We start from the raw sequence: 14,298 nt of genomic DNA on the forward strand, positions 1-14,298 counted from the left end.
AGATTTATTTTATGAGAATTTCTTTTAATAATTCAGCTTTTCTACCACTTTGTATTTGTTTAGGCACCATTGTTATGGCCTCGTTTTTTTCTATTCGAGTAGTAGCACAGCAGGAACGTAATTTGAAGGTGATGGCTTACAATATTCATCATGCCAATCCTCCTTCCAAACCCAATTTTATTGATTTGGAGGCCATTGCAAAAGTGATAATGGCATCTGATCCGGATTTGGTAGCACTTCAGGAAGTGGATGTCAATTCCAGACGTTCTGGCATTGACTTAAATCAGGCCAAAGAACTAGGCAGGCTAACGGGCTTGAATTATTATTTTAAGCAATCCATACCATTTCAAGGAGGGGGATATGGAAATGCCATACTTTCTAAATTTCCTATAGAAGATAGTTTTTTTCTACAATTATCTGCCGAAGTTGGAACGGAGCCAAGAGCAATTTTAGGCATACAAATCACCTTGCCGGGCAATAAAAAAATAAAATTTGCGTCCACTCATCTTGATTTTAGTAGTGCTACTAATTCTGCCCAACAAGCAAAAGAAGTGACGGCCTATTTTGAAAAGGAAGGCATACCTGTAATTATTGCAGGAGACTTTAATGCTGTGATAGGCTCGGAAGCGATAAATTCTATAGACAAAACCTTCGCTAGAACCTGTGCTGGAGAGTGTCCACCAACGATTCCAGTAGATAAGCCCACAAAGGCAATAGATTTTATTTTTTTTAAGCCGCAAAATGCATTTACAGTGAACCATCATGAAGTGATCCCAGAAACCTATGCATCTGATCATTTACCAGTTTTTGCTATACTCGCTTATTAAACCCGAAATATGCAATAGACAATCTATTACGTGCTAAAATCTCCAAACAGCCTGATTTTTTTGCGATTGCAACACTTCCCGTATACACGGGACAGGCTTCACCCCTGACCATTGTCGGTCGGAGAAATCCTATTACATAATCCGGGTTAAAAAGCTATTATCTTAGGGTTTGAGGCTTTGCATAAAGCTTAAATTTGACTTTAGTTGGATTTAGGATCGCTGAGAAAAAGGTATGGTCATTTCTATTAGAATGAATGTTTATTTTTAATAGCCGAACAGGAAATGTTTAGTAAAATTGATAACCAAAAAACTTGTAAACAGAATTTATATGGACATAAAAATAGCTACAGCTCAATTTGAAAATAGAAGTGGGGACAAGTCTTATAACCTTGACATTATAGACGATTTAAGCAAGAAAGCAGCCGTAGAAGGTGCTGATGTTATTGCTTTTCACGAGTGTTCGATTACGGGTTATTCCTTCGCTAGGAAACTGAACAGGGAACAAATGTTGGAGTTGTCTGAATTCATTCCTGCCGGGCCTAGTGTCCAGCGACTGAAACAAATAGCGAAAAAGAATAAAATCACGATTTTGGCGGGTCTTTTTGAGAAGGATGATAAGGGGCAAATTTTCAAATCCTATGTTTGTGTAGATGCCGATGGACTTCAGGCCAATTTTCATAAATTACACCCATTTATTAATCCAAATATTAAACCTGGCTCTAACTATTGTGTTTTTGATTACAAAGGGTGGAAATGTGGGATTTTGATTTGCTATGACAATAATATAATTGAGAATGTACGAGCGACTTGCCTCTTGGGAGCCGAAATCATTTTCATGCCTCATGTTACTATGTGCACACCTTCCACCAGGCCAGGTGCAGGATTTGTAGCTCCTGAACTTTGGAAAAACAGAGCCAAAGATCCTACCTCATTAAGGATTGAGTTTGACGGTATGAAAGGAAGGGATTGGCTAATGAAGTGGTTGCCTGCCCGGGCCTATGACAATGGTATTTATGTGGTTTTTTCCAATCCAATAGGTATGGATGATGATCAATTAAAAAATGGTTGCTCCATGATCATAGATCCATTTGGGGATGTCATTGGAGAATGTCGAAAACTTAATAATGATTTTGTAATCGCCAACCTTACCAAAGAGAAACTAGAGCTAGCTGGAGGATACCGCTATAGAAATGCACGTCGGCCTGAACTCTACAGAGATATTATTGGTAAAGAACATGATGCCGCTCAAAAGGTAGCTTGGTTGGATAAATAAGGTAAGAAAGATGGAAATAGAAGTGCCTGAATGCTTTTACCGGGTAAGTGTAAAGGCTTTGATACGTGATCAAAAAAATCGTTTTTTGCTTGTGAGGGAGGTCAATGGCTTCTGGGAATTACCTGGAGGAGGGTTGGATTTTGAAGAAGCTCCTCTAGTAGGCTTGCAAAGAGAGATTTGGGAAGAAATGAAATTGAAAATCACCCATATCGCAACCCAGCCTTGTTATTTTTTTACTGTCAAAAATCATAATGGTGTGTTTATAGCCAACGTGATGTACGAGACCAGTTTAGAAAATTTGAATTTTCAGGCCACAGATGAATGTAAGGAGATTCGTTTTTTTTCAGCCGAAGATGTTTTTGATGAAATGAATGTTTACCCCAATGTAACTGCATTTGCCAGGTTATTTCAACAACAACCACTAGGTAATTCCTCTGAGCTATAATTGATAATTTCACCAGCAATCTGGTGAAAAAGGCTTGTTAATTGGATGTGAAAAATTAAAGTTCAGCAGTTTAATGCTTCTTTATTATCTTTCATAAAAGTGCTATGCCCATTGGGTGTACATTGCCTCCTAAAAAAACGAGCAAAGAGCTAATTGAATCAAGTTACAAAGCGGAAGCTTTTGGGTTTAATACAGTTGGCTGGACTGCCTTTATTTTTGGATTAATTGTAGTATTTTGCATGCCTGAATTGCCCAGATACCTATTTTACATTAACCAGTATCTCCGTGAAATAGAATTACCCCGGAATAAAAAGAAAAACATGAAAAATAGTCCACAAAGAAGAAGTTTTTTTAAAAAATCAATTGTATTAGCCGGAGCATTTTCATCAGGAAGCCTGTTTAATCAACTTTATGCAGGAGATTTTGAAAAAAAAGCCAATCTTTATAAAGACCTAAGTCCAGCAGAAATAGCCAGTAATGAGGATTATTGGTCCTTGATACAGCAGGCTTACCCTGCAAGTTCCTCTCCAGTTTTGAACCTCAACAATGGTGGTGTATCACCTAGCCCGCAATTGGTTTTGGATGCTGTAGACCGTTATGATAAAATGGCCAATATGGCCCCGTCTTATTATATGTGGAGAATCCTTGATCAAGGCAGAGAGCCCTTAAGAGAGAAACTAGCCCTGTTGGGTGGATGTGATCCTGAAGAAATTGCTATCAATAGAAATGCCACTGAGGCGTTGAATACCATAATACATGGTTTAGACTTAAATAGGGGGGATGAAGTAATAGGCAGCATACAAGATTATCCCAACATGATGAATGCCTGGAAACAACGTGCTTTGAGAGAAGGCATCGTTTACAAGCAATTGTCTTTTGATTTTCCAATCGAAGATGACCAAACCATCGTTGACATGTACAGGCAAGCCATTTCTTCAAAAACAAAGATCATCCATGTGACACATGTTATCAATTGGGTGGGACAGATAATGCCTGTTAAGAAAATTTGCCAAATGGCCCATGAAAAAGGTATAGAAGTAATAGTTGATGGAGCGCATTCTTTTGGCTTGCTGGATTTTAATATACCTGATTTGGAAGCGGATTATTTTGGAACTAGCCTGCATAAATACCTTTCAGCACCTATTGGTACAGGAATGATGTGGATAAAAAAGGAGCATATAGCAAAAGTTTGGCCTTTATTGTGTGATGCAGACCCTGTGAGAGATGACATTAGAAAATTTGAAACGCTAGGTACCCGGAGTTTTCCATTGGAGCAGGGGATAGGTGAGGCTATCAATTTTCATAACGGAATTGGGAAAAAGAGAAAAGAAGAACGGGCAAGGTACTTGAAAAATTATTGGGCGGAAAGAGCATTAAAAATCCCAGGGGTAAATATCCATACATCGCTTAAGCCTGCCTATAGTTGTGCTATTGCTGGAGTGTCTATAGATGGAATGACGCCGAGAGTGCTGGAAAGTACACTTCTAAAAACCTATAAAATACATACCTCGCCCATTAGTTATGAAAATATAAATGTTGTACGGGTTTCTCCACATGTCTATACTCGTCCTACTGATCTTGACAGGTTGGTTAATGCTTTGGAAGAGCTTGCGAAAAAGTAAAAGGTGCAATAAATTATTAAATGGTAGAGAAATCCTATGATGCAATAGTTGTTGGTTCAGGCCCAAACGGCCTGGTCACGGCTATTGCATTGTTTCACTTCGGCGTTTTCATCATGACATCTGATCATCCGCTACTTCTTTCTGGTTACGGCGTCACGGGTTGTGTGGGTTTTATGCGGAAAAACAGGTGATTAAGAAAATGTTTTAATGGTTTTTTTCTTGTTTTGATTACCTTTATTATAGTAACTTTGATTTAATCAAAGAAATTAATCAATAGCTAAGGTTACTTTTTATGTCAGTTGATGTAGTTTGAAGTTTATTTGACAGGTTTTATTTTATGCTTTATCCCAAGACCTTATTTTTTTTATTTATTTGTTTATTGCCTTTTCGATGTCTTTATGGCGCTGATTTACAGGCTATCGACTCATTATTAAGTGAATCGCAGGCTGTTCAATACGATCAAAAAGAACTGGCTATTGCATACATAAAGAAGGCTAGAGAGCTAGCTGAGGGTGTGGAAGACCCGAAATTGATGGCAAGAATAAACAATCAGGAAGGAACTGTTTATTACATCTCAGGTGATTACGAACTCGCGCTTAGGCGATTTTTGGAGGCCTTTGATTACGCGGTTCAGGGTGATTTTATCTCTCAAAAAGAGTATGCAATGAATGGCAGGGCTCTTGTTTTGATGGTGGAAAGAGAGTTTGAATTGGCCAAGGGTTTATTTGAAGAATGTATAGGGATTAACACCATACATGGAGACAGTGTAAGGTTGGCAAGAAACCATTTTAACTTAGGGATTCTTCATAATGAATTGTTTGAGCTTGAAAAAGCCATGTCTCATCTAGATATAGCACTTGAGTTTTTGGTCAATTTCCCAAAACAAGGCCTAAACTCTATGGTGAATAATAGGATGGCTCAGGTTTATTTTGAAATGGGAGAATTTGATAATGCCTTGTCAAAATACAGACTTGTCCTTGAAGACAGTTCTTCGCTCACCAATTGGGAAAAGACTTTTGCTTTAACCGGGTTGGCTCAATTAAAACTTGAAACAGGTGACTTAGATGAAGCATTGGTTTTAGGCAAAGAGGCTTTGAGTACTGCAGAGTTTCATGGTGCTAATTGGGACTTGCAAAAGATCACCGAATTGCTTAGTGCCATTTATAAGGCGAAAGGGAAATTTGATAAGGCTTATGAGTTTTTGGAGCTTAGTCAAATTTATACCGACAGTCTTTATAATGAAGAAAAAAGCAGGCAGATTGCAAGGCTTCACCTTAAGTTGTCGCAAGCGGAAAATGAAAAATTGAAGGCAGAAAGTGAAATAGATCAGGCGGTACTAAAACAACGTAATAGGCTATTAGTCTTTTTGTCCCTCCTAATATTGTTCCTTGGCTTCACTGTTTATTTTTTCAGAAAAACAATAAGATTGAAGGAGAAATTCAATAAGTCTTTGGAGAAGAAAAACAGGGCCATTGAAAAACAAAAAAATTACATTGGTCAACAGAATAAAAATTTATCGGAAATTAATTTAGCTAAAACCAAACTGTTAAGTATTATATCTCATGATTTGCGATCTCCCATAAACTCAATCAAGCAACTTTTAGAAATGAAAGGTAAAGGTTATTTCAATGAGGATGATGAAAATGAAGCCTATGGTCTTTTGACATTGCAGGTGGAAAATACGGAAATTATGCTCAATGAACTTTTGCAATGGGCGAACAGTCAATTGGATGGCCTGGAGCCTAATCCGTCAGATGTTGATCTGGCTGAGGTCGTTAGTGAGGTGTTGATAGGCTATAGTTTTCAAATAAAGACCAAATCTTTAAATGCGGAGCATAATGGAAATAAAAGGATTTTTATAAGGATTGATAGGGTTCAGCTAAAGATTATCCTTCAAAATTTAATAGGGAATGCCATTAAATTCACACCTGAACATGGTATTATAAAAGTTTACTATGTGCTTGAAGAGTCTTATGTGATTTGCCATATTGAGGACTCAGGTGTTGGTGTTGATGAACATTACAATAATTTGATCAATAGCAGAAGTTACACCCGGATGCCTTCTAAGGTAGGGACCGCCAATGAAAAAGGCACAGGCTTGGGGATATTGCTTGTAAAGCAATTTCTTGACCTTAATGGGGGCATGTTAAAAATGGAAAGTAAGACCGAAGCTGGGTCTCACTTCATTTTATATTTCAAGCGATAGAAACCCAACTTTGCCAAACGATTTAATTTTTAGCAATTATTGATAAAAACTTAGTCTATAAAGGTTTTATTTTGTGGTTTTTGCCACTCATCGTTTTATTACCGGAAAGAAGGTTCATTTCTCATTTTAGAATACCCGGTTAAATTCACCTTAACTGAGAGGATAAATAAAATTACCAAACCTTTCAAAGATTGCCCTATCCAAATCCTCCTGATGTTGAGGAGCTGCAATATTTTTTAATTCATGTGCTCTTTGACATAGATTTTTCCCGTAAAGGTATGCTGTTCCATATTCGGTTACTACATAATGAACATGTGCCCTGGTAGTGACCACGCCTGCACCCTGTTTTAAGAAAGGTACAATTTTAGATTGGCCTTTATTGGTGGTCGCTCGCAAAGCCATTATTGGCTTACCACCATCTGATAGTGCGGCACCTCTAATGAAGTCCATTTGACCACCTACACCTGAATACTGGTAACTACCTATGGAATCTGCACAAACCTGGCCAGTTAAATCAATTTCCAGGCAAGAGTTAATGGAAATTACCTTTGGGTTTTTTCTTATCACGGCAGTATCATTAACGTAGGCTGCTTCATGAAATGAATAGGCTGGGTTGTCATGGATACTATCATAAAGCTTTTTTGTTCCAATTACGAAGGACGAAACAATTTTCCCGGGATGTTTTATTTTGTATTTGTTGGTGATTGCACCAGATTCTAATAAGTCAATAACACCATCAGAAAACATTTCTGTATGGATACCTAAATCCTTGTGGCTAGTGAGGGATTTTAATACTGCGTCTGGAATTCCTCCAATCCCCAATTGCAAGGTAGACCGGTCATCGATTAACTCTGCAATGTATTTTCCGATTTTAAAGTCTGCTTCCTGGAGTTTGTTGGAGTAGTTTACTTCTGGTAGAGGCTCATCTACTAGGATGGCAGCATTTATTTTGCTGACATGAATCTGTCCATCGCCCATTGTTCTGGGCATTTGTTTATTGATTTGAGCAATTACAATTTGAGAAGTGTCCACTGCTGGCCTTGCTACATCTACAGAAGTACCTAAGGAACAATAACCATGTTGGTCTGGTGGAGATACGTTGATGAATGCCACATCTAAAGGCATGATGTTTTGCCTAAACAATCGGCCTATTTCACTAAGGAAAACTGGTACATAACCACCTTGGTCACTGTTGACTGCATTTCTTATGTTTTGTGAGACAAACAAAGAGTTTAAATAAAAGCTGCCTTTACAGGATTCATGCGTTAAAGGCATTTCTCCCAGAGTAGTAATCGAAACTACCTCTACGTTTTTTAGCTCGTTCTTCCTCTTTTCCAATGCATGCAGTAACACTGTTGGAGTAGCAGCGCTTCCATGAACAAATACTCTTTGATTGCTCTTAACACATTTTACAGCCTCCTCAGGGCTTACAATGTTTATATGGTTCTTCATTGCTGTTGAATTTTAAATAAAGGCTTGACAAAATTAAATGTCTGGAAAAAATACAATTTTTAAGATAGGTAAAAATTACTTTTACTCAGGTTCCTCAATAGATGTTCAATAGTTAGTAGAATGCGAAAATAACAAAAATAAGGCTGACTTTAAAGGATTGTTACCATGTTAAAGTTCTACTCTTACTTGAATTGCTTTCTCGGAATGGGAATAGAGAACATTTTTTCATTTTCATTTTATTTTTTATAAAAATTGAGGAATAATCGTAAAGAAATCTTCGATTTACCAATCTATTTTAAGGATTAGACGTTAAATTTTATTAATTATTAGGTAAATCGCTTGCCAAAGGATCGAAAATTATAATCTTGAAGTTATAATGCTTAAATAAAAGATTAAGCTTGCTTAATTTCGCCCTATTAACCCAAAAAATGCAATTGATCTTTTAATTACCTCCTTGTTTAATGGGTAGGAGATTACAATATATGCAATAAAATATATTGTCAATTTAGGGCTTTGATTTTAATCGAATAGCAAAGAGTAAAAACCATAAAACAATTTTAATGAATAAGAAAGAAATAACACTTCGGATGATTGCTGATAAGGAATATGAAACAATTAATCCTGAAGGAAATAAGGTTCAAATGGACATGTATGATGGTGCTGAAAAGAAATTTCAATCACCTATGGAATTGTTGCTTTCTGGCTTAGCTGGATGTTCTGCCGTTGATGCTGTATTGATGATGAAAAAGAAGCGAAAGCAGGTTGATAATTTTGAGATCAAAGCCGAAGGAATTCGGAATGATGGAACTCCTGCTTTTTATAAATCTATTCATTTGCATTTTATTCTCACTTCTTCTGATGCCACCGAATTGGAGTTTGAAAAGGTTATTAAGCTGGCGGTAGATAAATATTGTTCCGTTGCTTCAAGTTTGAAGTCAGAGATCAGCTATTCTACCGAAATAAAGAAACCTGTATGAGGGTAGTTAGAGAAAGTAGTATAGAAGGTATAAGGATCAGTTTATTTGAATGGAATAACAAATTTATACTAAAGTTTGAGTTAGGTAATTTAGAACAGACTTACAAGATCCCGGCAATGGAAGTTTTGGAAGAAAAGGATTTGGACTCCCTAATGGAGGGCGCTTTTTTTACAGAAGTCAAAAAAAGGTTTGATGAAATGCACCAATCACTTCAAAATGCTACAAAAAATTTCTAAATTTGTCTTAATTTAATTATTTAAAGATGAAGTATTTATTTTTTGTAAACATTTTGATATTTTTGTTATCTTCTTCTTGTCAATCGGATGTTAAGGAACCAATTGATAATCATATATTATTATTAGATTCAATTATTCGAATTGTTGAAGCTGATCTTTTGCCATTAGAAGCTGATATCAAAGAATTAGCAATATTATCGACTTATCTATATGAACAGGGGGGGATTAATGAACTAGCTCAGAATGGTGATAAAAATAAATATGTAAAGGTTCAAAATGGTGTCTTGCATCAATCTGGTGATAAGATTGATGCAAGTACCGTTTTCGTTTCACTCTCTACGGAAAATAAGGAAATAGCTTTAAGAGAAGTTTATTGGACTGAGAAGTTGGACAGTGCATTTAAAGAAATCATTGATAAAAGACCTTTGGTAAGTCAGGTGTATTTTAATTCAGCGAGTAATTTTAGTAGGCTTTACCCACCTTATGTTTTCAATACTGTCGAACCAGATGTGGACTTTACCTCGTTTAATTTCTATTATTTGGGAGATGAACTGAGAAACCCCACAAGGAAATCGGTTTGGGTTGAGGAAGTTTATATTGATCCAATGGGAAGAGGGTGGATCCTTTCTTTGATTCAGCCAGTATATTATGAGGACGAGCTAAAGGGTGTGTTAGGCTTAGATATAACCGTGTCGGAACTAATGCGAAGATTCTTAAGTAATTCGGATAAAAAATTGGTTATCATAGATAGTCAAGGTGTCATAGTTGCAGGGGGAGAGGAGGCAATTAAGGCACTAAATATGCCTCCGCTAAAAAATCATACCTACCTACAAACGGTTAATACAGATAGTTTCAGAAAGGAAGATTTTAATCTCTACAAGAGCAAAAGTAAGGAAGTACGTAGAATGGCATCTAAATTTTTGTTGGAGAAAGAAAATTATCAAAAGTTTGAATTGCAAGGAAGGCCTTTTGAAGCGTACAGTAGAAAATTGAATGTTATGGATTGGTATTTGGTAGATATTCATGACTAATACAGGGAAATATCAGGAGAATAAAATAAAAAGACAGCTTAAACCCAAGCGGTTTTGGTGGTTGATTGGGCTCGGTGGAGGAGCGGTTTTGATAACGCTTACTTTAGCCGTGTTTTTTTATAATTCAATATCAAATAATTTAATAGACAACAGGAATTTTTTTTTAAACAAGCAGCTAGAATACGCTGCAAATGAAGCACAGGCAAACCTCCGCAACCTTGATGAAGACCTGGCCTTTTTTGTCAATACACAAAAAATCAATGCGCGATGGGAAAATAATGATGCTTCGAAAGAGTTAAATGAGTTAAATATTAGGGAGTTGTTGAATAATTACCTGAACTTGATAGATAGCCTAATTATTGAAAAAGATGATTTTGCACAAGTTTATCAAATTAATGAACCCAATCAGCTGTCGGTTACTTCAATTAATTCAAGTTCGATTGAAGAACTTAATGAGGGTGAAGATATTATTGTAATTTCAGGTGAAGAGGACTTTAAGCTAATTGTAAAATTAAATATTTCTAAATACTTCGACCAGTTGTTGGATAACTATTTTTTGGGATCCAATACGGATAAACTTGTCTTCATGAACGACAGGTTTTTTAAGATTAATGGGGAAGGGCAAATGTTTTTTCAAGATGAATTAATTCATGAAAACATTATTCAGGAAATTGATAAGGGGATTAGAGGTGATTATTCAGCGTTTATTTCAAATGTATACAATGCAGACCCACAGGAGTTCCTCCTTGTTCAATATCCTTTTACCTTAACGCATCTAAAAGGGAAATATGCCTTTGCTTTTGCCCAGGAAAAAAACACCATTGATTCTGCCATTTTTGGAAATTATTTCCATTTGTTTATTGCACTGTTTGGACTATTAACTTTGGTGATTTTTTTGATTATTAAATATTTCAAAATCACCAATGAAAACAACCTGTTTTTGGAGAAAAAATCCAAACACCTCAATCAACTTTTAAAACAGCAAACGATATTACTTCAACAGTCCAAAGGTTTTATTTATTACCAAAATAAAGAGGATGTAATTTATCAAGTCAGTGAAAATGTTAAAGAGGTTTTAGGTAATCAGCCCGATGAATTGGTGAATCAGAAGCTTAAAGATTTTATCCTTGGAGATAAAGCTGATTTTCTGGAAAAAAGGAGTCTTCATATTGAGCAGAAAAAAGAAGTTTTTTCTTTTGAGTTCACCTCCGAAAAGAAAGATGAAGGTCCTATTAGGGCGAAGGTTTTTGAAAAATTAATCTATAATGAAGACAAAGATTATATAGGTTCGGTTGGGATTTTTACTGACATCAATGCAAAGTATAAGGCTGATCAAGAACTTATTATAAGCGAAAATAGACTGCGTTCTGTTTTAAATAGCCTTCCTGATATTATTTTCATATACAATAACCAAGGAGTGTATCTTGATTATTATGTCCAACATGAGGAGTTGTTGATTGTGAACCCAAAAGAATCACTGGGCAAGAAAATTGATGAGGTTCTGACAGGCGAGGCAGGTGAAAAAGCAATGCGGGCATTTAATAAAGTCATTTCAACCGGAAAAATGCAAACTGAGGAACTCGATTTGCTACTAGATATAGGTAGGAGATACTTTGAGGTTAGGTTCTTTAAACTAGATGAAAAAAGAGTGATTTCTGTTGGGCGTGACATTACAGGACAAAGACTATGGGAGCGGGGTCTAAGTGAAGCAAAAGAGGCTGCTGAATTGGCAAATAGAGAAAAGTCAAGCTTTTTGGCCAATATGAGTCATGAAATCAGAACTCCCTTAAATGGGCTTTTGGGGATTACAGGTTTATTATTTAAAACGCCGCTATCAAAAAAACAAAATGAATTATTATCGATAATTGGAGATTCCGGGGAATCTCTTTTAAATATCGTAAATGACATTCTTGATTACTCCAAAATTGAAGCGGGTAAAATGGAATTGGATCCAGTTGCAATGGATTTTGCAATGGAAATGGATAAGATCATCAATGTTTTTGCGGGGATGGCCCTTCAGAAAGATTTAGTGATCAACCTAAAAATTGAAAAAAGTGTGCCAGCTATGATTGTATTGGACAAAGACAAGTTGGCTCAAATATTTTTTAATATTATAGGCAATGCGGTGAAGTTCTCAAAAAAAGGAGGACGTATTGATGTTATTATTAGTGGGGAGTTAATTTTTACCAAAAATTTAATCCTGACATGTACTGTTAAGGACAATGGGGTGGGCATATCTAAAGACAAGATTCCTCAATTAATTAAGCCTTTTACCCAGGCAAGTCAGGCCTCAAATGGGGATTATAAAGGTACAGGTCTGGGACTTGCCATTGCTAGTAAATTAATAGAGTTAATGGGGGGTGTATTGCATATTGAAAGTGAAATTGACCAAGGATCTACCTTTACTTTTGCGCTTATTTCCCAAGCTAGTGAGCAAAAGTTAAATTTATTAAGCAATACGGCACAGAAAAATGAGAACCTAGCCATTGAGAATCTTGCGGACAAGCATCCTCTAGATGTATTGCTAGTGGAAGACAATGATATAAATCTAAAATTTATGGTAATGCTTTTAACCCAGATGGGTTATAATCCTGATGTTGCGTTAAATGGCGTTGAAGCCATAAGTGCGGTGGAGCAAAAAAGTTATGACTTGGTATTTATGGACAATCAAATGCCGAGAATGAATGGGATGGATGCAACAAAAATCATCAGATCTATGCCTAATGGCAGAAAAATGATGATCGTTGGTTTATCCGCTAGTGTGTTCAAGGAAGACATCGAGCTGGCAATGAACATAGGTATGAATGATTACCTAACCAAACCAGTAAAGATTCATCAGATCGTAGAGAGAATCAAAAACTGCATCTTGCTAAAAGAAAACCAAATCAAATAAGGGTTTTCGTATCAAATGATTCAAGGTAATCAGCAACCTTTTTAACAAACATTCCTCCAAGTGCCCCATCAACTACCCTATGGTCATATGAATGTGATAAGATCATTTTATGTCTAATACCTATCAAATCACCAGTAGGTGTTTCTATAACCGCAGGTTTCTTAGTAATGGTACCTACTGCCAAAATAGCTACTTGTGGTTGAACAATTATGGGAGTTCCCATAATGTTTCCAAATGAGCCTATATTTGATAGTGTATACGTCCCTCCTTTTAGTTCTTCAGCACTCAATCGGTTGTTTCTAGCTCTCAGTGCTAATTCATTGATCTTTTTGGACAGGCCAGAAAGAGACAATTGATCAGCATTTTTAATAACAGGTACGATTAAATTCCCATTTGCTAAGGCTACGGCAACCCCAATGTTGATGTTTTTTTTCTTTATGATTTTATCTCCTTCAACGGAAATATTCATCATTGGGAAGTCTCTCAGGGCCTTGGCTATGGCTTGAACAAAGAATGGAGTGAAGGTTATTTTCTCTCCTTCTTTAGCCTGAAATTCGTCTTTTATACGGTTTCGGTAAAATACAATGTTTGTCAGATCAGCTTCCACAAAGGAGGTAACATGCGCAGAAATGTTTTTCGAATCCAACATACGTTGGGCGATCATCTTCCGCATTCTATCCATCTCTAGGATTTCGTTATCCCCATCTGAAAAGGCTGGTGGTTGAGGAGTATTCCTTTTTGCCAGGTAGTTCAAGATGTCTTTTTTAGTTACCCTTCCGCCTTTTGCGGTTCCAGTTATTTCAGCCAGTTCCGAAGAACTTACATTTTCCTGATTGGCGATGCTCTGTACCAATGGAGAATAAAACCTTTTATCTTCTAACTCTTCTGGCTCGCTATAGGATTCTTTTCCTAAAATTAGTGAGGTGTACTCAGGTACATCTTGCAAGAGTTCTTTCTCTTCAAGGTCAATGGCCGGTTTTTCCAGATCATCAGTAGTTTTAATCTCCTCCATATCTTCGAGTTTTACCTCAATTATAGCGATAGGTTTACCTACTTCAATTATTTCGCCTTCCTTGGCAAGTATAGTTTTTAAAACGCCAGAGTGGGTAGCAGGAACTTCAGTGTCTACTTTGTCAGTAGCTACTTCCAGTACCGATTCATCCTGATCTATTCGATCCCCTTCTTTTTTTAGCCATGAAAGAATAGTGCCTTCCATAATGCTCTCTCCCATTTTGGGCATCACCATTTCCACTGTTGCCATAGCTTTTGCTTATTTTTAAAATCTCCCTAGCTATAAAACTAAAATTTAGTAATTGGTTTACAAAAGGAAAACCCC

The 14,298-nt window shown here is 36.5% G+C and carries 11 protein-coding genes; 9 read left to right on the forward strand and 2 right to left on the reverse strand.

Annotation, left to right across the window (positions count from 1 at the left end; all coding sequences use genetic code 11):
* Positions 1–74: 74 nt before the first annotated feature.
* The 5 genes from CA2015_RS14730 (at position 75) to CA2015_RS14750 (ending at position 6,373) form a co-directional block, all read left to right on the forward strand.
* Positions 75–827: an endonuclease/exonuclease/phosphatase family protein gene (locus CA2015_RS14730; RefSeq protein ID WP_048644543.1), complete on the forward strand. Its 753-nt coding sequence runs from the start codon at positions 75–77 to the stop codon at positions 825–827.
* Positions 828–1,155: 328 nt separating this feature from the next.
* The gene (locus CA2015_RS14735) at positions 1,156–2,100 is read left to right on the forward strand and encodes a nitrilase family protein (protein WP_048644544.1); all 945 of its coding nucleotides are present in this window, start codon (positions 1,156–1,158) and stop codon (positions 2,098–2,100) included.
* 10 nt (positions 2,101–2,110) lie between these two features.
* Positions 2,111–2,545 (forward strand): NUDIX hydrolase, encoded by a 435-nt coding sequence (locus CA2015_RS14740; RefSeq protein WP_048642587.1) that lies wholly within the window; start codon positions 2,111–2,113, stop codon positions 2,543–2,545.
* Between the two features lie 320 nt (positions 2,546–2,865).
* The gene (locus tag CA2015_RS14745; RefSeq protein WP_048644545.1) at positions 2,866–4,167 is read left to right on the forward strand and encodes an aminotransferase class V-fold PLP-dependent enzyme; all 1,302 of its coding nucleotides are present in this window, start codon (positions 2,866–2,868) and stop codon (positions 4,165–4,167) included.
* Positions 4,168–4,546: 379 nt separating this feature from the next.
* Positions 4,547–6,373: a sensor histidine kinase gene (locus CA2015_RS14750; protein WP_169786485.1), complete on the forward strand. Its 1,827-nt coding sequence runs from the start codon at positions 4,547–4,549 to the stop codon at positions 6,371–6,373.
* A 150-nt stretch (positions 6,374–6,523) separates the two neighbouring features.
* Here CA2015_RS14750 and CA2015_RS14755 read toward each other — a convergent pair whose 3' ends face one another.
* Positions 6,524–7,825, reverse strand: a complete 1,302-nt coding sequence (locus CA2015_RS14755; protein ID WP_048642589.1) for an acetyl-CoA hydrolase/transferase family protein — start codon at positions 7,823–7,825, stop codon at positions 6,524–6,526.
* Between the two features lie 560 nt (positions 7,826–8,385).
* On the opposite strand from CA2015_RS14755, the gene CA2015_RS14760 reads away from it, so the two are divergent.
* The 4 genes from CA2015_RS14760 to CA2015_RS14775 are packed head-to-tail and all read left to right on the forward strand — an operon-like array spanning position 8,386 to position 12,962.
* Positions 8,386–8,802 (forward strand): OsmC family protein, encoded by a 417-nt coding sequence (locus CA2015_RS14760; RefSeq protein ID WP_048642590.1) that lies wholly within the window; start codon positions 8,386–8,388, stop codon positions 8,800–8,802.
* Positions 8,799–9,038: a hypothetical protein gene (locus tag CA2015_RS14765; protein WP_048642591.1), complete on the forward strand. Its 240-nt coding sequence runs from the start codon at positions 8,799–8,801 to the stop codon at positions 9,036–9,038. The genes CA2015_RS14760 and CA2015_RS14765 overlap by 4 nt, the downstream gene beginning before the upstream one ends.
* A 26-nt stretch (positions 9,039–9,064) precedes the next feature.
* Positions 9,065–10,069 carry a PDC sensor domain-containing protein gene (locus tag CA2015_RS14770; RefSeq protein ID WP_048642592.1) on the forward strand — a complete coding sequence of 335 codons (1,005 nt, stop codon included), beginning with the start codon at positions 9,065–9,067 and terminating at the stop codon, positions 10,067–10,069.
* Positions 10,062–12,962, forward strand: a complete 2,901-nt coding sequence (locus CA2015_RS14775) for an ATP-binding protein (RefSeq protein WP_048642593.1) — start codon at positions 10,062–10,064, stop codon at positions 12,960–12,962. The genes CA2015_RS14770 and CA2015_RS14775 overlap by 8 nt, the downstream gene beginning before the upstream one ends.
* On the opposite strand, the gene CA2015_RS14780 is transcribed toward CA2015_RS14775, so the two are convergent.
* Complete coding sequence (locus CA2015_RS14780) at positions 12,955–14,223, reverse strand: dihydrolipoamide acetyltransferase family protein (RefSeq protein WP_048642594.1); 1,269 nt, start codon at positions 14,221–14,223, stop codon at positions 12,955–12,957. The two genes, CA2015_RS14775 and CA2015_RS14780, sit on opposite strands and share 8 nt — an antisense overlap.
* Between the last annotated feature and the right edge of the window lie 75 nt (positions 14,224–14,298).

The organism is Cyclobacterium amurskyense (assembly GCF_001050135.1).
Taxonomy (GTDB): domain Bacteria; phylum Bacteroidota; class Bacteroidia; order Cytophagales; family Cyclobacteriaceae; genus Cyclobacterium; species Cyclobacterium amurskyense.

Coding starts and splice junctions, on each gene's coding strand:
- CA2015_RS14730 (WP_048644543.1), top strand. CDS start 75: ATGGCCTCGTTTTTTTCTATTCGAGTAGTAGCACAGCAGGAACGTAAT.
- CA2015_RS14735 (WP_048644544.1), top strand. CDS start 1,156: ATGGACATAAAAATAGCTACAGCTCAATTTGAAAATAGAAGTGGGGAC.
- CA2015_RS14740 (WP_048642587.1), top strand. CDS start 2,111: ATGGAAATAGAAGTGCCTGAATGCTTTTACCGGGTAAGTGTAAAGGCT.
- CA2015_RS14745 (WP_048644545.1), top strand. CDS start 2,866: ATGAAAAATAGTCCACAAAGAAGAAGTTTTTTTAAAAAATCAATTGTA.
- CA2015_RS14755 (WP_048642589.1), bottom strand. CDS start 7,825: ATGAAGAACCATATAAACATTGTAAGCCCTGAGGAGGCTGTAAAATGT.
- CA2015_RS14760 (WP_048642590.1), top strand. CDS start 8,386: ATGAATAAGAAAGAAATAACACTTCGGATGATTGCTGATAAGGAATAT.
- CA2015_RS14765 (WP_048642591.1), top strand. CDS start 8,799: ATGAGGGTAGTTAGAGAAAGTAGTATAGAAGGTATAAGGATCAGTTTA.
- CA2015_RS14770 (WP_048642592.1), top strand. CDS start 9,065: ATGAAGTATTTATTTTTTGTAAACATTTTGATATTTTTGTTATCTTCT.
- CA2015_RS14775 (WP_048642593.1), top strand. CDS start 10,062: ATGACTAATACAGGGAAATATCAGGAGAATAAAATAAAAAGACAGCTT.
- CA2015_RS14780 (WP_048642594.1), bottom strand. CDS start 14,223: ATGGCAACAGTGGAAATGGTGATGCCCAAAATGGGAGAGAGCATTATG.